This window comes from Kutzneria kofuensis (assembly GCF_014203355.1).
Taxonomy (GTDB): domain Bacteria; phylum Actinomycetota; class Actinomycetes; order Mycobacteriales; family Pseudonocardiaceae; genus Kutzneria; species Kutzneria kofuensis.
Map to the genome: position 1 here is coordinate 376,676 of NZ_JACHIR010000001.1, position 20,023 is coordinate 396,698.

A 20,023-nucleotide genomic window follows, 5' to 3' on the forward strand; every position below is an offset into this window, starting at 1 on the left:
CGCTGTCACCAGGCGATACAGCCGGTCACGCCCTATCGTGACCGGCTGTGGACCTTCCAGTGATGCCCCCGGTGCGGCCGATGCTCGCCAAGGCCGTGCACGAGGTGCCGACGGCGGACGGCTTGCTGTACGAGCCCAAGTGGGACGGCTTCCGCTGCATCGTGTTCCGTGACGGCGACGAGGTGGAGCTCGGCTCCCGCAACGACCGGCCGCTGACCCGGTACTTCCCGGAGCTGGTCGACCTGCTGCTCGAGGTGCTGCCGCCACGGTGCGTGGTGGACGGCGAGATCGTGGTCGTCACCGGCGACGGGCTGGACTTCGACACCCTGCAGAACCGGCTGCACCCGGCCGCGTCGCGGGTGCGCAAGCTGGCGGTGGAGACGCCGGCCAGCTTCGTCGCCTTCGACCTGCTCGCGCTCGGCGACGACAACCTGATGGACGAGCCGTTCACCCGGCGGCGTGAACTGCTGGAGAGCGTGCTCGGCGGCGACCTGGCGCGGATCCACATCACGCCGCTGACCCACGACCCGGCCGTCGCGCAGGACTGGTTCACCCGGTTCGAGGGCGCCGGCTTCGACGGCGTCATGGCCAAGCCCGGCGACCTGCCGTACGAGCAGGACAAGCGGGTGATGTGGAAGGTCAAGCACGAGCGGACCGCCGACTGCGTGGTCGCCGGTTTCCGGTGGCACAAGGACGGCAACGGTGTCGGGTCGCTGCTGCTCGGCCTGTACGACGACGAAGGCACCCTGCACCACGTCGGCGTGGCCAGCAGCATGACCGCCGCCCGGCGCAAGGAACTCGTCGACGAGCTGGCTCCGTTGCGGGAGAACGCTGTGGAGACGCATCCGTGGCGGGACTGGGCCGTCGCGCAATCCGAGGCCGGCGGGCGGATGCCGGGTGGGCAGAGCCGGTGGAGCGCCGGCAAGGACCTGAGCTGGGAGCCGCTGCGGCCCGAGCTCGTGGCCGAGGTGCGGTACGAGCACGTGATGGCCGGGCGGCTGCGGCACGGTGGCCGGCTCGTCCGGTTCCGCCCCGACCGCACGCCCGAGTCGTGCACCTACTCCCAGCTGGACCAGGTCGCGCCCGCCGAGTTGAAGGCGCTGTTCGGGACATGAGCGACGCCGTCGTGGTCGAGGGCGTGACCATCACGCATCCGGAGAAGGTGTTCTTCGGCCGGATCGGGGCGACGAAGCTGGACCTGGTCCGGTACTACCAGGCCGTCGCCGAGCCGTTCCTCGCCACCGTGCGGGGGCGGCCGCTGCTGCTGGAGCGCTATCCCGAGGGTGCCGGCGGCAAGTCGTTCTTCCAGAAGCGTGTGCCCAAGTCCGCGCCCGACTGGCTGCAGACCGCCGTCGTCTCCACGCCCAACGGCACCACCAGCGACGCCCTGGTCGCCGCCGACCTCGCGCACGTGCTGTGGGCCGTGAACATGGGCTGCCTCGGTTTCCACGTGTGGCCCGTTCATGCCGCGAACCCCTCGGTCACCGACGAGCTGCGGATCGACCTCGACCCCTCCCCCGGCATCGGCTTCGGCCAGATCCAGGAGGCCGCGCTACTGGTGCGGGACTTCCTGGCCGAATGCGGCATCAGGGCGTACCTGAAGACGACCGGTTCCCGGGGGCTGCACATCTACGTGCGTTTGCAGGAGCGTTGGGACGGCTACCAGGTCCGGGCCGGCGCCGTGGCCCTGGCCCGGGAGTTGGAGCGCCGGCACCCGACTTTGATCACCGCCAAGTGGTGGAAGGAGGAACGGGGCGCCCGGGTGTTCGTCGACTTCAACCAGAACGCCCCGCACAAGACCGTCTTCGGCGCGTGGTGCGCGCGGCCCCGGGTCGGCGGGCAGGTGTCGACCCCCATCGACTGGTCGCAGTTGGCGACGGTCGATCCGGACTCCCTGACCATTCTCACCGTGCCGACATTCGTTGCGGAGCACGGCGATGCGTGGGCGGGGATGAACGACGAGCCGCAGTCGCTGGAGCCTCTGCTGGAGCGGTCGGAACGGGACATGGCCGCCGGGCTGATGGATGCCCCGTGGCCGCCGGTGTACCCGAAGATGCCCAACGAACCGCCGCGGGTAGCACCGAGCCGGGCACGGCCCACGGACAGCTAGCGGTTCAGCACAGGCCGCACGTCCTCGGCGCGCAGCCGCATGGTCAGCCGGCCACGACACGTTCCAGCGTGGCGTAGCCCGCCGGTTCCCAGGTCGGCTTGCCCCCGGGCAGGCCGAGCCGGCCGTTCCGCCCGATCTCGATCAGGCCCACGGCGCGCAGGACGGCCCAGCCGCGGGCCCGGGCGATGGTCGCTTCGTCGGCCTGCTCGTAGGCGTCGAAGAACCGATGTGCCGCGCCTGCGGGCAGCAGCATCCAGGCGGCCGAAAGATCGGTCGCGGGATCGCCCGAGCACATCTCACCGAAGTCGATCACTCCGGCGAGCATCCCGTCCCGGACGACGACGTTGGCCGGATGCAGGTCACCATGCAGCCACAGCGGCGCGCCCGGCCAGGCGGGCGCCGCGACAGCCCGCTCCCACACCTCCCACACGGCGCCAGCGTCCGAATGGTCGCCGATGAGCTCGAACCAGCCGTCGACATTCGGCATGTCGGCGAGCGGAATGCCGCGCGAAGGGTTGGCCGGGGCGTCCGCAGGCGCTTCGTGATGCAGCGCCCGCAGGAACCCCGCGAGGACCTCGGCCGCCTCGACGCGGGTGATCGGCGCACGATCGGCCGGCTCACCCTCGACCCAACGCGCGATCGTCCAGGTGTGCTCGAACAGGTTCGAAGGCTTGCCGACGCGCACCGGGGTGGGCGTCGGCAGCGGCAGGCGTTCGGCCAACATCGGCAGCCACGTCTGCTCCGTGTGGAGAAGAGCCGGCGCGCGCTCGGTGCGCGGCAAGCGCACGGCCAGTTCCTCCCCGAGGCGCCACAGCTGGTTGTCCCAGCCTCCGCTGACGTCACGCAGTTCCATGCCGGCGAGATCCGGATGCTGATCCCACAGCAGCGCCCGCACCAGGTCCTGCTCGAACTTCAACTCGCCCGTCGATGGGGCTCCACTCGCTGGCATGCGCAGGCACGCTAGCACCGGCCAGATGCAGCAAGCGGAGCACGGCCCTGGTTCGGTCGACTGCCTACTGCACCGCCCCGGCGTTGGTGATCAGGGTCTGGTACCAGCTCGCCCAAGGGGTGTTGGTGGCCGGGTAGTTGGCCAACGGGTTGGTGGCGTCGCCGGCGGAGTCGAAGTCCCAGCCGCGGACGAGATGCCCGGACTGCCGGGCGGACACGATGAAGGACGAGTCGGTGGCGGGGGCGGCGTAGAACAGCGCTCCCTGCTGCAACACGGAATTGTCGCCGTCCTGGAACTCGTCGAAAGCGGTTTGCTGGTAACGGATGCGGCCGCCGGTGAGGGAAGCGGTGGTGTACCGCAAGGTCTGCGACTCGGTGGGGCCGTCGGCGCCGGTGTAGACGGTGATGCTCCGGCCGGCCGCGGCGGCGGAGGACTTGGCCAGCAGGGCGGCGGAGGTCCTGGCGTTGCCGGTCCAAGTCACGGTGGAGCCGGACAAGGCGCCCTGCCACGTCCAGTTCTGGCTGCTGCTCTGGCTCTTGTGGATCTCCACCAGCGTGCCGGCGCCGGTGAAGGCGACGGTGGGAGTGACGCCGTTGTCGTACTGGTGGCTGGCCTGCCAGGTGATCTCGCCGTCGGAACCGAGCTGGCCGACATGGGACCAGAGGGTGGTGGCGGTCTGCGACTGGTGCACCTCGACCAGCTGACCGGCGTCGTTCAAGGCCACGGCAGGAGTGATGCCGGTGTCGTACTTGCCGTGACGAAGCCAGGTGACGGTGCCGTCGGCGGCGTAGACGCCGGTCCAGTACCAGAGGGCCCCGGCGCCGGAGTCGTGGACCTCGACGATCTGGCCACGGCTGTTGATCGCCACGGCGGGGTGGTAGCCGACATCCCGCTTGTACTCGGTACGGCTGCCGGAGTCGCCGGAAAGCAGGGTGAGCACCCGGCCCCGCAGCGAATCGACGGAAGGCGAACCGACGTAGTCGGCGGGGTGCAGGAGGCTGGACCCGAAGGCGGCCTGCAGCTCCTGGTTGAGAGCGGTCAGGTTGCCGGCGGCGAAACCGGCGTTGTCGGTGAGGTTGTCCTTGAGGTCGAGCATGACAACCAGCGGCGCGTGCGTGGGATGGGCGTCGGACCAGCCGGCGATGACGCCGAGCCAGTCGTGCAGCAGGTTGGACGCGGGGTTGCCGGCATGGTCGACCAGGTCGCCAGGACTGCTGTGCCCGATGGAGTAGTCGTGGTTGGCGGCGTAGTCGTTGTCATGCACGTCGAGCTCGATGAACCGGGCGCCGTGGTCGAGCTGGTACGGGATGGAGTTCTTGGCGCCGTCCACGTTGCCGGAATAGCTGTTGTGCGTCGCCAGGAACACCGAGCTCACGAACGGCTGGCTCGCCTGCGGGCCGGCGACCAGGGCGGAGGCTGCGGTCAATGCGGTCAGTAACGCGCCGAGACGGTTCATCCTGCGTCCTCGCTGGGCCGAATGGTCATGGCGCAGCCCATCCTGACGGCCCGGGCGCGGCGGCGGCCATCGCCCGGATGAACAGTCACGGACCGGTGTGGATCAGCGACGCCCACAGGTCCGGGCGGCCGGGATGGGCCTCGCGGAGGTCCAGCGCGACGCGGCGCAGGGCGGAAGCCGGCGTGTCCTGGTCGACGAAGCGGTAGAAGGAGCGGGCGGCGACGGCGGCGATCCGGTCCTCCACCGGCCACAGGCTGGCGACGACGTGCCGGAAGCCGGCGAGCTGGAACGCGGACGCCGGATGGATCGCCTCGTCCTCGGCGCGAATGCCCCGGTTGCCGGTCGAACACGCCGACAGATACGCCAGTTCGGCGCTGCCCAGCCGCAGCTGCCCGATGGTCGGCGCGGAGAGCACGCCGTCGTGCAGGTGCAGGCCACCGGCGGTCGGAAACATCGGATTCGTGCCGGCGTGGCAGGCGAAGTGGGCCCAGGTGGCCTTGGGCAGTGCCGCCAGCACGGCGGCCACGGAAGCGCGATCGTCGCGCAACGGCGCCATGTTCCCCCACTGGTCTTGCAGTTCGTCGGCCTCGGCGACGGTGCCGGGAAGATCGGGCAGACCCGGCGTGTGGCGCAGGGCGACCGTGAGTTGCCGCCGCGCGCCGCTGGGGGTGCGCGTCCGCGCGTCGGCCAGGGTGCGCACGGTCGCGGTGTACGAGGACGTCACGGCATCCAGAGCGCCGGGCCGGCCGGGATGGCCGGCGGCGTGCAGCGGGAGGACGCCGAGCAAGCCGGTGGGCATCCACCACACCCGCCGCGTCGGCAACGCGTCGACCACCGGCGAGACCACGGTGTCCCACAACCACGCCAACACCTCGGGCACGATCCGCTGTCTGCGCAACGTGTTGACGAGACCGGGCACGTGGGTGACCTCGAGCAGCGAACCGGCGTGCCGCAGGACGTCCGAGAAGCGCAGTTCGGGCAAGGGAATGAGCCGCAAGTCGGACGGTGTGACGATCACGGCGTCCGCACGGTGCGAAGAAGCGTTGACGAGAACGATCGCGCCACCGGCCGCGGCCGAACGCAGGTCGGGCAGCGACGGCGCCAGCAGGAACTGCGCGAACCCCGGAAGCCGCCGGATTTCGGCCAGCAACTCGTCGTGCCGGAGCCACAGGGCACGGCGCTGCTCGGTGCGCGAGGCGAGCTCGACCGTCGACCGGCTGGGCCCGTCGATGGCGTTGAGCCGGTCTCGGACCTGGCCGAGCCGACGGGCGAGTTCCGGTTCGACGCGGGCGAGTTCGGACAGATCGGTGCGGAGATCCAGCCGGGACGCCAGCATGATCCCCCGGCCCGACTCCGCGACCGTCACAGCACCTCCGGCATCGCCGGTGGCGCAGTGCGCGCTGATCGCCGCGCCGATCAGTCCCGGATAGCTGCCGAGGCGAAACTCCTGGTCCACCCAATCGCCCTCGCGCGGCGGCACCGTCGACAGCAAGGCCACGGCGTCGTCCAGCAGCGACACCGCCGTTTCCGAGTCGCCGACGTCGAGCGCCAGCTCCCCCACCGCGTAGCCGAACCGGACCCGGTCGGCCGGCGCGGCGGCGGCGAGCTCATCGACCACGCGGACAAGACCGCGCAGCCGCACGGGATCGAAGCCGCCCGGATCAGCTTCATGCAGGGCCTGGTAGTTGTGCGCGAGATTGGCCACTGCGAGGGGGCGTTTCCAGTCGCCGTCCGGGAGAGCCGCCACGGACTGTTCACTCAGCTCGACCGCCCGGTCCAGGTCGGCCCGGTTGCCGTCGCGCCGGTGGCGAGCGCCGTAGCTGCCGGCCAGGTTGGCCAGTATGCCGGCTCGTTCGGTGTGGGTGTCGGGTATGGCGGCCAGCGCCCGTTCACCGAGTTCGACGGCCCGGTCGAGATCGGCGGGCAGGTGGTCCCGGAAGTAGCGCCTGACGTACCCGATGCTGAGGTGGGACAGCAGGTCGGGGTAGTCGTAGCGGCCCTCCGGCGTGCCCTCGACCGCTCGTTCGCCCGCCCAGATCGCCCGGTCGAGCTGCGCCGGCACGCCCGTGCGCTCGAACAGCTCGGTGTACGCCGGTGTGAGCCCGGCCAGCTGCCTCGCGTGGTCCGGATGGTCGGCCGGCGTCAGCCGCACCGCCAGCTCCGCCAGCTCCACCGACCGCACCAGATCGATCAGCACGCCCAGCCGCCCGTACCTGCTCCAGTGCGCCCTGCTGAGCCCGGCCAGGCGCTGTGGCCGGGCCGGGCTGCGTTGGGTCAGCGTCGCCATGCCGGCGGCCTGGATGTCCACCGCGAGGTCCAGATCCGCCGTGTCGCCGTCATGGGCGTAGTGCTGGAGATGGGCGTTGGCGACCGTGCTCGAGCCGCCGTGAGCGGTCTCCGCGCGCGCCTCCTCCAGGCGTTCGATGCGGCGCAGGTCCTCCGGGTCGCCGCGATGACGGTGACGATGCTGAAGCGACTGGACCAGGTTGCCCACGTACCTGGTCCAGACGGCGCTCCCCTCGGGCGCCGCCGCCACGGCCCGTTCGCCGACCTCGATCGCCCGGTCCAGGGCGGCGGTGTCGCTGGTGAGCTCGAACCGAGCCCGGTAGGCGAGGCCGAGGCTGGACAGGTTGTCCAGTCGGACCAGGTGCCGTGGCGGCGCCGTGGCGTCGATCTGCTCGCCGAGTTCGATGGCACGGTCGAGGTCGGCGAGGTTGCCGGTGCGTTCGTGCCGTTTTCGGCGGAGGTAGGCGAGATTGTGCTGGACACCCGGACGGTGGTGGTCGTTCTCGGGCGTTTCCGCCACCGCCCGTTCGGCGTGCCGAATGGCCCGGTCCAGGTCCCCCACGTCGCCGGCACGGTCGTAACGCTGCCCGTAAGCGGTGGCCAGGCTCGACCGATAGACCGCGGCGCCGCCTTTTCGGCCGGACACCGCCTGTCGGCCCAGAACGATGGCCCGGTTCAGGTCGGATCCGTTGTGCAGCAGTTCATACCGTTTCCGGTACACCACGGAGAGGTGGTACAGGGTGTCGGCCCAACCGTGGGCGCGGGGGGACAACGCCGCCAGCACCTGCTCCCCGTAGTAGACGGCGTTGCGCAGGTCGGCGGGGTCGTCTCCGATGTCGTACCGGGCGGAGTACGCCCGGCTCAGGTTGAACACGCAGCCGGCTCGACGCGGATGCCTTCGCGGGCAACGCCGAACGGCGTCGTCGAGCAGCGCGATGCAGGCGTCGAGCAGCGCCGGATCGCTGCCGAGCGACTGGCTCGCCGTCAGCAACTCGCCCGCGAGATCGGCCTGCCGGTCGACGGTCGGCACTTCGCCGGGCACGAGACCCGGGCCGGACGAGGAGAGGATTCCCTTCGCCAGTTCGGCGTAGTACTCCGGATCGCGCACCGGCGCGGCCGGCTGGTGCTCTTTCGCCGCCGGCCGTTCGCCATCGTTCCAGACGGTGTCGATGCGATCATTTTATCGCCGAGCGTCCCGGAAAGGAGCCGAATGGACGCACAGGAGCGGCTCGCGCTCACCACGCTGTGCTGCGAACTGGCCGAACTCCGGCGGGAGTGCGCGGAACAACCCGAACGGCGGCAACGCCTGCTCGCGCGGATCGAGGCCGAGGCCGCCGCGCGACGGCCGATCCTGCCGCTGTTGGCCGAACTGCTCGGTGTCGACGGGGAGGAAACCCTGCGCACGGCCGGCGCCGGCCTGCCCGGCGCCGGGCCGGGACAGGCCGACGAGGAGTCGTTCGCGTGCCCGGACGGCGCGTGCGATCGCGTCGAGGGCACGACCCCGGCGGGCCCGATCCCCCGTTGCCTGCTGACCGGCCGGCCGATGCGGCGGCGGTGACGGATGGGCGACTTCTTCAAGACCCTGGCGACAAAGCTGGCCGAGCGCTGGGTCACGCTGCTCGTGGTGCCAGGGGCCCTGCTCGTGTTCGCCGCCTGGGTGGGCGGGCGGCTGAGGCAGGCGCACGCGCTGGATTGGGCTGCGCTGCAAGGAGATCTGGCGGCGACCGTGGCCGACCTGACCCGCCAGTCCTGGGCGACGCAAGCAGTGCTCGTGATCGCGGCGCTGCTGGTGTCGACCGGCGTCGGTCTGGCCGTGCAGGCGCTGGCCGGCGTGACGAAGATCGTCTGGCTCGGCCAGTGGCCGCAACCGCTCCGGTGGCTGGCACGGTGGCGGACCTCTCGACGCGTCCGCCGCTGGTATCGACGGCTCGAACGGCGACGCGAGCTGGAACGGGCCCATCCGGCGGAACAGCGCACGCCGGAGCAGCAGCGGCAGATCAACGAGGCTGCCGCCCGCGTGAATCGATTGTGCTGGGCGGAACCCGGGCGGCCGACGTGGATGGGCGATCGGGGCCACAGCGTGGAAAAGATCATCTTGGACCGCCAGGGCCTCGATCTGGCCTTCGCGTGGCCCCGATTGTGGTTGGTGCTGCCCGAAACTCCGCGTGCGGAGATCACCGCCGCCAACGCCGCGTTCGCGGCCGCCGTGGCGACCGGCACGTGGGCGGTGCCGTACCTGCTGCTGGGAATCATGTGGTGGCCGGCCGCGGTGGCGGGCCTCGTCGTCGGCGTGACCGGCTGGGTCCGCGGCCGCAGCGCCGCCTCGGAACTTGCCCTGTTGACCGAGGCGACACTGGACCTGCACGGGCGGACGCTGGCCGTGGCGCTCGGCGTGGCCGCCGAGGACACGGTCGGTCCGCTCGAACTCGAGGAGGGTCAGCGGATCAGCACCATGGCGCGCAAGGGACGCTGATCACGACAGGAACTTGAGCACCTCCGCATAGAACGCCTCGGGCCGCTCGACGTGCCCGATGTGGCCGCAGTTCTCGATGACCCGCAGCCGCGAGGACGGCAGCCCGTCATGCAGCATCCGAGCCCAGCGCGGGCCGCAGATGACGTCCTTGTCCCCGGCGACGACCAGCGCCGGCGCGGGAATGGTCGGCAGCTGGTCGCGGACGTCGAACGGCACGTCCTGGCCTCGGGAGGGTGCGCTCCAGATGCGGGTGGCTGCCCGGAACGGCTCGAACTCCGCGCGCCAGTCGGCGAAGTACGCCGGCAGGATGGTGCGCAGCACGCCGGTCAGCTCCTCGTCGGTCATCTCGGCGTGCTGCGACGTGAACGCGGCGAGGACCTCGCTGCCGCTGTGCTGGATGTTGGCGACGGCGTCGCCGAAGAACTCGGCGCCGGTGACGGGCGAGGTGTCGTAGAGCACGAGCGCGTCGACGAGGTGCGCCAGCGCGTACTTCAGCGCGACGAAGCCGCCGTGCGAGTGGCCGAGGAGCGCGACCGGGCCGTCGTCGAGGTCCTCCACGACGGCGTGCAGGTAGCGCACGTAGTTGTCGAGCGTGTAGTCGGCGTCGTTCGCCAGCCGGCCGGACTCGCCGGTGCCGATCGGCTCGACGTACACCATGGTCAGGTGCTCCTCCAGCGGCCGCATCCGCATGTACTCCCAGCCGATGCCGGGGCCGCCGGAGTGGGCGACGCAGATCGGGCCGCGACCGGCCACGTGGTAGCGCTGCTCGACGCCGTCCAGCTCGATGGTGTGGGTGGTGAGGGTCATGGTCTCCGCCTCGATCGGTGCTGTGAACACCGGCAAGATGCGGAGCCGCGGGCAAAGTTCGACCCGTCTGCCGTGACCGTCGTCACACCGGATGGAACAGGCGGAGCCGGGCGATCCGCCCCTCGCGCCGGGTCATCACCCAGACCACGCCGGGCGGGCAGTGCTCGGGATCGTCCGGCGGGCTGATCAGGTCCATCGTCCAGATCGTCACGTCCCGGCCGGCGACCGCGTGCACGAACCGCTGCCGCACCCCTTCGGTCAGGTCCTTGTCCATCCCGTACATCGCCAGGTCCCGGCCGCCGCGGACCGTGCCGTTGCCGGCGATGAACTCGGACTCGGGCAGCCAGCGGTCGGCGACCAGGGTCGGGAAGTCGCCGCGTTCGGCCACCGCCAGCGTCTCGACGGCCTCGCGGGCGCTGGCGGCGTTGGCCGCGCCGGCGTCGGCGTGCGCCTGGTCGGCGGTGGCCCGCAGCAACTCGGCCAGCTTGCCGCGGGCCTGGTTGAGCCGGCTGCGCACGGTGCCGACCGGCACCTCCAGCACCTCTGCGATCTGTTCGTACGAGTTGACGTCGGTGAAGTAGCGCAGCAGCACCGCCTGCCGGAGCGTTGGCGAGAGTTCGTTCACCGCGTGCCAGATCCAGTCCCGGGAGGCGTGGCTGTCCAGGACGCGGTCCGGCGACAGCGGATCGGCCGGCGGCATCGGGTCCGCCACCGGCACCACGGTCCGGGCTGAGCGCAGCCGCAGCCGGCACGCGTTGCGCACGATCATCCGCAGCCACGGCCCGACCGACCCGGGTTCCCGCAGGTCGCCGATCCGTCGCAGGGCGGCCAGCGACGCGTCCTGCACGGCGTCGTCGGCGTCCGGGCCGTAGCCGAGGATGCTCAGCGCCACCGCGCGCATGCCAGCCTCGTGCCGGGTCAGCAGCAGTCCGAGCGCGCCGACGTCGCCGCCGCGTGCGGCCCGGACCAGTTCCACGTCAGAGAGCACTCGCCATCCTGTCGACGGCCAGCTCCAGGACCTCGACGCTGGTGCCGAAGTTCAACCGCACGTAGCCGCTGTGCTCACCGAACCGGGTTCCCGGCTCCAGCGCCACCCCGGCGCCGAGGAACAGGTCGCGTGGCTCGGTTCCGCTGCCCAAGCTGCGGCAGTCCAGCCAGGCCAGGTACGTGGCCTGCGGCGGCCGCCAGCTGACCGCCGGCAGCCGGTCGCGGACCAGCTTGGCGAGCAGCGTGCGGCGGTCGTCGAGGGTGACCAGCAGCCGGTCCAGCCACTGATCGCCGTGCGTGTAGGCGGCGGTCGTGGCGAGGACGCCGAAGTGGCCGGTGCGCCACGGCGTGTCCGGCGGCAGCTTCGCCACCACGTCCCGCATGCGCTGCGAGCCCGTCACGACCATGGCGCACTTGAGGGCGGCGAGGTTGAACGCCTTGCTCCCTGACACCACGGCCACGCCGATCTCGGCGGCGCCGGGCACGGAGAGGAACGGCGTGAAGGTGGCGCCGGGCAGCGCCAGCGGGGCGTGGATCTCGTCGCTGATCACCGGCACCCCGTGCCTGGTGGCCAGCTCGACGACGGCGGCCAGGTCCTCGGGCGTGTGCACGCGGCCGACCGGATTCTGCGGGTTGCACAGCACGAAGGCGGCCGGCTTGGTCGCGAACGCCCGGTCCAGCGCGGGCAGGTCGAGGCGCCAGCCGTCCTGGTCGGTGTGGGTGAGCGGCACCTCGTGCAGCTCGGTGCGGGCCTCGTCGAGCCAGTCGAAGAACGGCGGGTAGACGGGGGTGTTGATGACGACCCGGTCCCCCGGGTTCGTGAACAGGCGCAGCATCTCGACGACGCCCGCGCTGACGTCGGTGGTCGCCGTGACCGCGGTCGGGTCGAGCCGCCAGCCCCAGCGGCGCTCGGCGAAGCCGGCCAGCGCCTCGCCCAGGCCGTCGGTGGGCATCGCGTAGCCGGTGTCCGAGCGCCCGACCGCGTCGGCCAGCACGTCCCGGACGGCGTCGGGCAGGGCGAAGTCCATCTCGGCGATGGTCAGGGGCAGCACCTCCGGGCCGTACGCGCGCCACTTGGCGCTGCGCCGTTCCCGCAGCCGGTGCAGTGGTTCGACGGGGAGCAGCTCGGTCATGCGGCCATTCTCACTCGCGGTGCGTTTGACACGGCCAAGACGACTAGTCATATTGAGGCCATGCCGCGTCACAGCGTCCGGGACGTCATCGTCGAGACCGCGCTCGGCGAGTTCCACCGCATCGGCTACGCCGCCTGCTCGGTGGACACCATCACGCGGGCCGCCGGCGTGCCCAAGGGCTCGTTCTACAACCACTTCAGGAGCAAGGAAGAGCTCGCCGTCGAGGTCGTCGCCAAATACGCCGCCCAGGCCGAGTGGCACGGCGTCACCGATCCGGAGCTGACGCCGCTGGCGAAGCTGCGGGCCCAGTTCCGGGTGATGGCCGACGTGTTCGTGGGCAACGGGCACACGCGGGGCTGCATGATCGGCAACATGGGCGAGGAGCTCGCCGACCACAGCGAGCCGATGCGGGCCCAGGTGCGAGCCAGCCTCAGCGGTTGGGCCGAGGACATCGCGGCGACGCTGCGCGCGGCGCGGGAGGCCGGCGAGCTGACCGTCGACGCGGATCCGGACGTGCTCGGCCGGTTCGTGCTCGACGCCTGGGAGGGCGCGCTGCTGCGGGCCAAGGCCGTCAAGAACGACCAGCCCGTCGAGGACTTCTTCACCACGGTGTTCGTGCACCTGTTGCGCTGAGTTTTGTTCACGATCGCGTTGTCCGCCGCAGGTCGGCCGACGCCGAACACCGTCGTTCGGCTAGAAACGGTCGCGTCAGCACCAACTTGCGGGAGACAACGTGACCCTGTTCCGAGGACGGCGCGCGGCGGCCCTCGCGGTGACCGCGGTGTTGTTCGGCGGCGTGGCCGCGCAGGCGGCGCCCGAGGGCGGCAGCCACGGGCTCGCCGACGCGCTGCGACACGCCGTGGACGCCCAGAACTTCAAGGACGTCATCGACCTCACGCCGCCCGTGGCCGGGCAGTCCAGGCGCGTGCCCGCGGCGGAGAAGTACGACCCGACGACCATGCCCGTGGCCAGGCGGGTGTTCGGGCCCGCCGTGACGCCGCAGCCCATTCACCAGACGCCCAACATGGACGCCGCGGTGATCGAGCTCGACGACGCCGGCCGGCCCACCGCCATGGCCGACGTGCTGCTCAGCCCGCAGTACCCGCACGGCGTCTCCGTGCCGCTCGACCAGCGCCGGCTGGCCACCGACCAGGTCCGGTACCGGTGGTGGGACGACAACGAGTGGGACGAGAACGGTGGTAAGGGCACCCGGGACGTCCTGCCCGGCCGGGAAAGGGCTGCCCTCGACTTCAGCTCGCCGTATCCCGCGTCCGTGCTCAAGCTGATGGTCGGGTTCGGCATCATGCGGCTGTCCGACCAGCACCGGATCGACCTGGACGCCACCTACGACTACCGGCCGGCGACGATCAACCCCGTCTGCGGCGAGGCCACCAGCGAGCCGATCCGGCAGTACTTCGACGAGATGATCACCATGTCGAGGAACGAGTCGACCTGCGCCCTGCTCAAGCTGCTGCACGACCAGAAGTACGTCGACACGCTCAACGCCACCTTCACCCGGCTCGGCCTGCCGACCCTGATGATCACCGGCACCGATCCCGGCAACGGCGGGCACTGGATCGGCTCCAACATGAGCTCCATCGACACGGCCAAGCTGCTGCTCATCGTCAACGGCGGTCCCGGCACCCTGTGGACCAACGCCGACGGCAGCCGCGTGACCCGTGACGTGCTCAGCTCCTCGGCCCGGCAGTTCTATCTGAAGACCCTGGGCAACCAGGGCCACAACGAGATGCTGTCCACCACGAACTGGTGCGGACGGGCCTATCCGGCGCCCGGCATCCCGCAGGTCACTCCCCAGCGCTGGATCGACCCCACCGACGGCACCATGGACGTCGACGGCCTGTACTACGGGCAGGACGTTCGCCCGTGCAACGCTTCCGCCGAGGTCACCATGGCGCACAAGACCGGCTGGGTCGACACCACCGGCAGCGACGCCGCCATCGTGCACTCCCTGCCCGGGAAGGCGAAGCGGAACTACATCGTCGTCGTGTTCTGCAACCTCGGCACCGACTACGTCGACGTCAACCGCCCGGCCGACCCGCCCGGCGTGTACCCCGTGCCGTACACCCAGAAGTACGCGCAGCTCGGCAAGGCCATCGACGGCATCGTGACGAGCATGCGGCACTGAGCGTAATTCGGTTTACGGTCACGGCTTCCCCCGATATCCTCGCCCGCCGCGAATTCGGACGAGGGGGAAGCCGTGACCGCCGAGCAGGAACTGGTGTCCGAACGGGATTACCTGGACTACGCGCACGTGTGCCTGAGGCAGAGCCGCAAGCAGCTGCGGGAGCTGGCGGAACGGGCTCGCAAGCGGCCGGGTGACGAGTTGATGGTGGAGTGGCTGGAGTGGCGGGCGGACCAGCTGCGCGACGCCAACGAGTCGCCGCTGTTCTTCGGACGCATCGACGGCCCGGAGCCGAAACCGTGCTACATCGGCCGCCGCTACGTGAGCGACGAGCGCGACGAGCCGGTGGTGATCGACTGGCGCACGGACATGGCCAGCCGGTTCTACCGGGCCAGCCCGTCGAACCGGATGGAGGTGACGCGCCGCCGCCGGTTCGGCTTCGACGGCGTGGTCCTCACCAGCTTCGACGACGAGCCGCTGACCGAGGAAACCGCCGACACGGGCCTGAGCCGGCTGGTGATCGCCGAGATCGAACGCGCCCACTACGGCCCGATGCGCGACATCGTCGCCACCATCCAGCCCGACCAGGACGAAATCGTCCGCACGGAACTGGCCAGCACGCTGATCGTGCAGGGCGGCCCGGGAACCGGAAAGACGGCGGTCGGCCTGCACCGGGCCGCCTACCTGCTCTACGAACACAGCCGCCTGCGCCGCGAGGGCGTGCTGGTGGTCGGCCCGAACGACACGTTCGTCCGCTACATCTCCCGTGTGCTGCCGACGCTCGGTGAGAGCCAGGTGGTGCACAGCTCGGTGGACGGGCTGGTGGCGGACCGCGGGAAACCGGTGGTCGAGGAGCCGGAAGTCGCGACGCTGAAGGGCGATGCGCGGATGGCGGAAGTGCTGCGCCGGGCCGTCTGGTCCGGGCTGCGGCTGCCGACCGAGGACATCCTGGTCCGCGAGACCAGTCCGTACGTGCGGATCCCGCCGTACGTGGTAGCCGAGCTGTGCTCGGATCTGATCGACCGCCAGGTGCCGCTGGCCCGGGCCCGCGAGCACCTGCTCGAACGGGCCGTCAGCCACGTCCGCCGCAACCTGGAGGAGCGCGGCCACGCCCTCACCGACGGCGAGGCGCGACGGCTGCTCCGCGCGAAGTCGTTGCGGGACTTGGTGAGCACGGTGTGGCCGACCGTCACGCCGGCCCAGGTGCTGTTCACCCTGCTGACGGACGCCGACGCCCTGCACCGCGCCGCCGACGGCGTGCTGACCGACGAGGAGCAGAAGGCCCTGCTGTGGCCGACCGTGCCCGCGTCGGCGGGCCGGGCCAAGTGGTCCCCGGCCGACCGGTTCCTGATCGACGAGATCGCCGGCCTGATGACCCCGCCCGACCGCTACGGCCACGTGGTGATCGACGAGGCGCAGGACCTGTCGCCGATCCAGCTACGGGCGATCATGCGCCGCTGCGCCGGCTCCGCGACCCTGCTGGGCGACATGGCCCAGCGCACGACGCCGTGGGCCGCGGGCAGCTGGGCGGCGGTCGCCGAGCACCTCGGCGTGGCGACCGATCTCGTACGGCTGACGACCAGCTTCCGGGTGCCGCGCGAGATCATCGAGGTGGCGAACGCCCTGCTGCCCGCGATCGCGGACGACCTGCCGCCGACCGTCTCCGGCCGGCACGTGCCGGGCGCGCTGGCCACCGTCGAATGCGAGGACGTGCTGGCCGAGCTGGTGGACGTGCTGCGCGCCGCCGAGCAGCACCCCGACAGTGTCGGGATCGTGCTCGACGACGCGCGCTTCACAACCGTGGCCAAGCACCTGGCCAAGGCCGGCGTGCAGACCGGGCTGCCGCACGAGGACGGGGCCGACCACAAGGTGTCCCTGGTGCCGGTGGGGCTGGCCAAGGGCCTCGAGTTCGACCACGTCGTCGTGCTGGAGCCGGCGGAGATCGCCGCGGCCGGCGCGACCGGCCTGCGGCTGCTCTACATCGCGCTGACGCGGGCGATCTCCCGGCTCACCGTGCTCCACTCCCGGCCGCTGCCTCAGCTGTTGGCCAGCAGGTAGACCTGGTAGCCGCCGGCGGCGATGCCGCTGACGTGCAGCCCGTCCAGGCCGGGCACCTTGGACGGCTTCTGGGTGGGCTGCATGTCCGGCGTCTTGAGGGCATCGGCGAACGAGAGGGAACCCCAACCCCAGACGGCGCCGTCGGCGGTCTGCGCCAGCGCGTAGTTCCAGCCGCCGCCGGCCACGTCGACCACGTTCGACAGCGTCGGCACCTGCTTCGGCGTGCTGAACCGGTAGGAGCCGCCCGAGGGATAGTCCTGGCCGGACAGGAAGACGCTGCCCCACGCCCACAGCGTCCCGTCCGACTTGACCGCGTACGTCGACTCGTTCCTGGACACCGCCACCTTGGTCACCGAGTCGATGCCCACGACCTGGGTCGGCTGGTCGACGTTCGACGCGTCGGAGCCGACGCCCAGTTCGCCGCCGTAGTTCGAGCCCCACGCCCACAGCGTGTGGTCGTCGCGGATCACGAAGTAGGACGAGCTGTCCGTGGCGACCGAGATGATCCGGCCCGGCATCTGCACCGGGGCCGGGGCGTTGTCGAGGTCGCTCCACTTCCACACGGAGCCGTCACGGCGCAGCGCGAGGTGCGTGACCGACGTGCCGCTCACCTGGGTGACGTCCGACAGGCCGCCCACCTGGGACGCGGTCATCGCGTTGTCCCACCGCCACACGGTGCCGTCGCCCTTGACGGCGAAGCCCCCGCGATAGCCGCCCGTGATGGACGCGACGTTGTCCAGGCCGCGGATCTGCGTCGGCTGCGGGCTGAGCGCGTTCGTCTCGCCGGTGCGGCCGACCGCCCACACCGTGCCGTCCTGACGCAGCGCGTAGCCGGCGTCCATGCTGCCGGCGACCTGCTTGACCGCCGTCAGGCCGGGCACCTGCCCGGCGCCGCGCGACCGGTAGGTGGTGGCGGTGCCGTCGCCGAGCTGGCCGTAGTCGTTGCGGCCGAACGCGTACCAGCACGTGCCGGTGCACGGGGTCGGCGCGGGGCCGAAGTAGCCGGCGACGTCGGTGATCAGGTCGACCCGGCCGGCGTTGTTGCGCAGCGCCAGCTGGCCGCCCGCGCCGAGCTGGGTGACGGCCAGGTTGGACGCGGTCTGCCCGGCGACCAGGTTCAGGTTGGACGCGTTCGGCACGGACGTCCCGGCCGGGTAGGCGGTGACGAAGGTGGACCACGTCGTGTTGGTCGCGGTCAGGTTGTAGACCACGGCCTTGGCCGAGGACGGCAGCCACGGGGACAGGTCGACCACCCGGGACTCGCCGGGGCCGAACGACGGCCCGGTGCGGCTGTCCGTGGCCCGCGTCGGCGACAGCGTGAAGAACGCGTCGCCGCGGTCGGTCGCGTAGTAGCCGGCGACGTCCACGATCAGGTCGACGCTGCCGGCGAGATTGTTCAGGTCCACCACGCGGTCCGGGCCGACCGCGACCGTGACCAGGTTGGGCCGGATGTCGCCGGGCACCAGGTTCAGGTTGGACACCGTGGGCTGCGCGGTGCCGTGCGGCCACGCGGTGATCACCGTGGCCGCGGTCGGGCTCACGCCGGTCAGGTTGAAGGTGACCGCCTTGGCCGTGCTCGGCAGGACGTTGGACAGGTCCACCGAGATCGTGCCGTTCGGGCCCAGCGGACTGCTGTCACGGGTGTCGCGCACCCGGAGCGGGCTGATGGACGTGTACCGCGAGCCGGAGTTGTCGTCGACGTAGTAGCCGGCGAGATCGGCGATCAGGTCCACCGAGCCGGTGTGGTTGGTCAGGTACACGCCGCCCGCCCAGTCGGCCCGTCCGATCGCGACGGTCACCAGGTTGGCGCGGGTCTCCCCCGGCCGGAGGTTCAGGTTGGACGCGCCCGAGGCCTCACCGGCCAGCGTCGGCGTCGCCCGGACCGTCGTGGTGTCGGTCGGGTTGGTGCCGGTCAGGTTGAACACCACCGCCGTGGTGTTGGCCGGCACCACGCTCTTCAGGTCGAGCCGGACGTAGTCCTCCGCGCCGACCTTGCGGGTGTTCCGGGTGTCGAGCAGCCGCTTCGGTGTCACCGACACAAAAGTTGCCCCCGCCGACGGTGGCGGCGGGGCCGCGGCCGCGGCGATGCCGGGCAGCAGCGTCATGGTCAGCGCGGCGGTGACGCCGGCGACCGCGAGCGTGCGGAACACAGTCACTGTCCCCCCTCGGAACATGTGGTACCGAATCGCGCAAACCGTACCTCATGGACATGAACGCCTCACCGGGACGCGCGTCACAGGCGTCCGCGAGCCAGGCTCAGCATGCGCGGTCGCGACGGCGACTTTGGCTGGCGTTCAGGGAATTCCCGTCGGATCGGGTCGCGCAGCCCATGACGCCCGGGTCGGCGGGCGGGGAGATTGGGCCGGTCACCATCCCGATCACGAAAGGCGATCGAACATGGTCAACCGCAAGGTGTTCACGAGGGCGCTGGTGGGGCTCGCGGCGGCGGCCGCGGCGCTGACGGTGCTGGCGCCGGAGGCCGGCGCGGCGCCGGCACAGGGGGCGAGACAGGCGGCGGTGCAGCAGGCGCTGGCGGTGACGCCGAACGTGGCCGACTCGGGCTGCACGGGGCGGACGCTGCCGCTGGACTGCTGGGTGCACGAGCCGGTGGTCACGCAGCCGTCGACGACGTACCCGACGATCCAGTTCCTGCCGGGCGACCACGTGACGGTGGACGCGGGCGGCTGCGTGCAGACCGGCGGGCACGGGGCGACGTGGAAGCGGTACGTGGATCCGGCCTCGGACAACGGCCTCTACCACGGCCTGATCAACATCCCCGGCGCGACGGCCGGCACGCAGCAGATCTGGACGGCCGTGGGCCGCACGTTCACGGTCGGCGGCTCGGGTGGCTCGCTGGTCCTGGGCTACCAGGACGACGGTTACTCGGACAACGGCTACTACTCGCACGACGACGGCACCGGCAACCAGTGCAAGGGTGTCGGCAACGCATGGGTGCACATCGTCATCAGCTGACGGCGGGCTCCGTGTGCACCGGAGGGTGCACACGGAGCTTTTCCCTTGCCAGCCAAGCGGCTTCGGCCCGGGTCCGGGCGGGCAGCTTGACCAGGATGTTGGACACGTGGTTGCGCACGGTCTTCACGGTGATGCCGAGATGCCGGGCGATGGCGGCGGTTCCGGCGTCGCGCACCAGAAGTTCCAACACGTCTTGTTCACGCGGCGTCAACTGGGGGAAGAACGAGTCGACCCGGCCGGCGCCGAGCCGGTTGCGCACCAGCGGCGCCATGTCGGCCGTGACGAACAACCCTCCCCTTGCCACCACCCGGATCGCGGTGAGGATGTCCTCGGGACCGGCCTGCCTGGTGACGTATCCGGCGGCGCCCGCGGACATCGCGGCGGCGACGTCCTCCTCGCGGGTGGACACGCTCACGACCAGCACGGCCGCGTTTTCGGCGGCCCTTTCGACGAGGTCGAGGCCGATGCCGAGCACGACGACGTCCGCGTCCGTGGTGCGCAGCAGGTCGACCAGCTCGGCGTGCGTGCCGGCGACGGCGACGACGTCCAGGTCCGCGGTCCGGACCACGTGCGTGCACAGCCCGTCGACGAACACCGGCTGGCTGTCGGCGAGCAGAATTCTTGTCATACCCCGTTGGCGTGACGCGG

At 71.2% G+C, this 20,023-nt stretch carries 16 protein-coding genes; 8 read left to right on the plus strand and 8 right to left on the minus strand.

Annotated elements, in window-relative coordinates:
• The first annotated feature begins 47 nt into the window (after window positions 1–47).
• The gene (locus BJ998_RS01735) at window positions 48–1,115 is read left to right on the plus strand and encodes an ATP-dependent DNA ligase (RefSeq protein WP_184857856.1); all 1,068 of its coding nucleotides are present in this window, start codon (window positions 48–50) and stop codon (window positions 1,113–1,115) included.
• Entirely contained in the window at window positions 1,112–2,110 is a 999-nt protein-coding gene (ligD, locus tag BJ998_RS01740) for a non-homologous end-joining DNA ligase (RefSeq protein ID WP_184857859.1), read from the plus strand. The genes BJ998_RS01735 and ligD overlap by 4 nt, the downstream gene beginning before the upstream one ends.
• A gap of 43 nt (window positions 2,111–2,153) precedes the next feature.
• Here ligD and BJ998_RS01745 read toward each other — a convergent pair whose 3' ends face one another.
• The 3 genes from BJ998_RS01745 to BJ998_RS48950 all read right to left on the minus strand — a co-directional run bounded on the left by BJ998_RS01745 (window position 2,154) and on the right by BJ998_RS48950 (window position 7,909).
• Window positions 2,154–3,059 carry an aminoglycoside phosphotransferase family protein gene (locus BJ998_RS01745; protein ID WP_184868350.1) on the minus strand — a complete coding sequence of 302 codons (906 nt, stop codon included), beginning with the start codon at window positions 3,057–3,059 and terminating at the stop codon, window positions 2,154–2,156.
• Window positions 3,060–3,123: 64 nt separating this feature from the next.
• Window positions 3,124–4,515, minus strand: coding sequence for a PI-PLC domain-containing protein (locus BJ998_RS01750; RefSeq protein WP_184857861.1), 1,392 nt, complete (start codon window positions 4,513–4,515; stop codon window positions 3,124–3,126).
• 85 nt (window positions 4,516–4,600) lie between these two features.
• Window positions 4,601–7,909, minus strand: a complete 3,309-nt coding sequence (locus BJ998_RS48950; protein ID WP_184857863.1) for a CHAT domain-containing protein — start codon at window positions 7,907–7,909, stop codon at window positions 4,601–4,603.
• Between the two features lie 102 nt (window positions 7,910–8,011).
• Between BJ998_RS48950 and BJ998_RS01760 the strand changes: the two genes are divergently transcribed.
• A complete protein-coding gene (locus BJ998_RS01760) occupies window positions 8,012–8,359 on the plus strand; it encodes a hypothetical protein (RefSeq protein WP_184857865.1) in 348 nt (115 codons plus the stop codon).
• Window positions 8,360–8,362: 3 nt separating this feature from the next.
• Window positions 8,363–9,274 (plus strand): hypothetical protein, encoded by a 912-nt coding sequence (locus tag BJ998_RS01765; protein ID WP_184857867.1) that lies wholly within the window; start codon window positions 8,363–8,365, stop codon window positions 9,272–9,274.
• Here the strand turns inward: BJ998_RS01765 and BJ998_RS01770 are convergent, their stop codons facing one another.
• Genes BJ998_RS01770 through BJ998_RS01780 form a run of 3 tightly spaced genes read right to left on the minus strand, consistent with a single transcriptional unit; the run spans window position 9,275 to window position 12,201 of the window.
• Window positions 9,275–10,111 (minus strand): alpha/beta fold hydrolase, encoded by an 837-nt coding sequence (locus tag BJ998_RS01770; protein ID WP_221337840.1) that lies wholly within the window; start codon window positions 10,109–10,111, stop codon window positions 9,275–9,277.
• A gap of 52 nt (window positions 10,112–10,163) precedes the next feature.
• Window positions 10,164–11,069, minus strand: a complete 906-nt coding sequence (locus tag BJ998_RS01775) for an RNA polymerase sigma factor (protein WP_221337841.1) — start codon at window positions 11,067–11,069, stop codon at window positions 10,164–10,166.
• Window positions 11,059–12,201, minus strand: a complete 1,143-nt coding sequence (locus tag BJ998_RS01780; protein WP_184857869.1) for a MalY/PatB family protein — start codon at window positions 12,199–12,201, stop codon at window positions 11,059–11,061. Before BJ998_RS01780 ends, BJ998_RS01775 begins: the two co-directional genes overlap by 11 nt.
• Window positions 12,202–12,261: 60 nt before the next feature.
• Here BJ998_RS01780 and BJ998_RS01785 point away from each other — a divergent pair, with 60 nt between their 5' ends.
• The 3 genes from BJ998_RS01785 to BJ998_RS01795 all read left to right on the plus strand — a co-directional run bounded on the left by BJ998_RS01785 (window position 12,262) and on the right by BJ998_RS01795 (window position 16,402).
• Window positions 12,262–12,834, plus strand: a complete 573-nt coding sequence (locus BJ998_RS01785) for a TetR/AcrR family transcriptional regulator (protein ID WP_184857871.1) — start codon at window positions 12,262–12,264, stop codon at window positions 12,832–12,834.
• A 100-nt stretch (window positions 12,835–12,934) separates the two neighbouring features.
• The gene (locus BJ998_RS01790; RefSeq protein WP_184857873.1) at window positions 12,935–14,347 is read left to right on the plus strand and encodes a serine hydrolase; all 1,413 of its coding nucleotides are present in this window, start codon (window positions 12,935–12,937) and stop codon (window positions 14,345–14,347) included.
• A 72-nt stretch (window positions 14,348–14,419) separates the two neighbouring features.
• Window positions 14,420–16,402: a HelD family protein gene (locus tag BJ998_RS01795; RefSeq protein WP_184857875.1), complete on the plus strand. Its 1,983-nt coding sequence runs from the start codon at window positions 14,420–14,422 to the stop codon at window positions 16,400–16,402.
• Here BJ998_RS01795 and BJ998_RS48955 read toward each other — a convergent pair.
• Window positions 16,381–18,558 carry an RCC1 domain-containing protein gene (locus tag BJ998_RS48955; RefSeq protein ID WP_184857877.1) on the minus strand — a complete coding sequence of 726 codons (2,178 nt, stop codon included), beginning with the start codon at window positions 18,556–18,558 and terminating at the stop codon, window positions 16,381–16,383. The two genes, BJ998_RS01795 and BJ998_RS48955, sit on opposite strands and share 22 nt — an antisense overlap.
• Before the next feature lie 241 nt (window positions 18,559–18,799).
• Between BJ998_RS48955 and BJ998_RS01805 the strand changes: the two genes are divergently transcribed.
• Window positions 18,800–19,375 carry a hypothetical protein gene (locus BJ998_RS01805; RefSeq protein WP_184857879.1) on the plus strand — a complete coding sequence of 192 codons (576 nt, stop codon included), beginning with the start codon at window positions 18,800–18,802 and terminating at the stop codon, window positions 19,373–19,375.
• Here the strand turns inward: BJ998_RS01805 and BJ998_RS46440 are convergent.
• The gene (locus BJ998_RS46440; RefSeq protein ID WP_221337842.1) at window positions 19,368–20,003 is read right to left on the minus strand and encodes a LuxR C-terminal-related transcriptional regulator; all 636 of its coding nucleotides are present in this window, start codon (window positions 20,001–20,003) and stop codon (window positions 19,368–19,370) included. The two genes, BJ998_RS01805 and BJ998_RS46440, sit on opposite strands and share 8 nt — an antisense overlap.
• Between the last annotated feature and the right edge of the window lie 20 nt (window positions 20,004–20,023).

Bases quoted from the DNA above. Each gene is read 5' to 3' on its own strand.
- BJ998_RS01760 (WP_184857865.1), top strand. From the start codon at position 8,012: ATGGACGCACAGGAGCGGCTCGCGCTCACCACGCTGTGCTGCGAACTG.
- BJ998_RS01805 (WP_184857879.1), top strand. From the start codon at position 18,800: ATGGTCAACCGCAAGGTGTTCACGAGGGCGCTGGTGGGGCTCGCGGCG.
- BJ998_RS01785 (WP_184857871.1), top strand. From the start codon at position 12,262: ATGCCGCGTCACAGCGTCCGGGACGTCATCGTCGAGACCGCGCTCGGC.
- BJ998_RS46440 (WP_221337842.1), bottom strand. From the start codon at position 20,003: ATGACAAGAATTCTGCTCGCCGACAGCCAGCCGGTGTTCGTCGACGGG.
- BJ998_RS01765 (WP_184857867.1), top strand. From the start codon at position 8,363: ATGGGCGACTTCTTCAAGACCCTGGCGACAAAGCTGGCCGAGCGCTGG.
- BJ998_RS01780 (WP_184857869.1), bottom strand. From the start codon at position 12,201: ATGACCGAGCTGCTCCCCGTCGAACCACTGCACCGGCTGCGGGAACGG.
- BJ998_RS01750 (WP_184857861.1), bottom strand. From the start codon at position 4,515: ATGAACCGTCTCGGCGCGTTACTGACCGCATTGACCGCAGCCTCCGCC.
- BJ998_RS01745 (WP_184868350.1), bottom strand. From the start codon at position 3,059: ATGCCAGCGAGTGGAGCCCCATCGACGGGCGAGTTGAAGTTCGAGCAG.
- ligD (WP_184857859.1), top strand. From the start codon at position 1,112: ATGAGCGACGCCGTCGTGGTCGAGGGCGTGACCATCACGCATCCGGAG.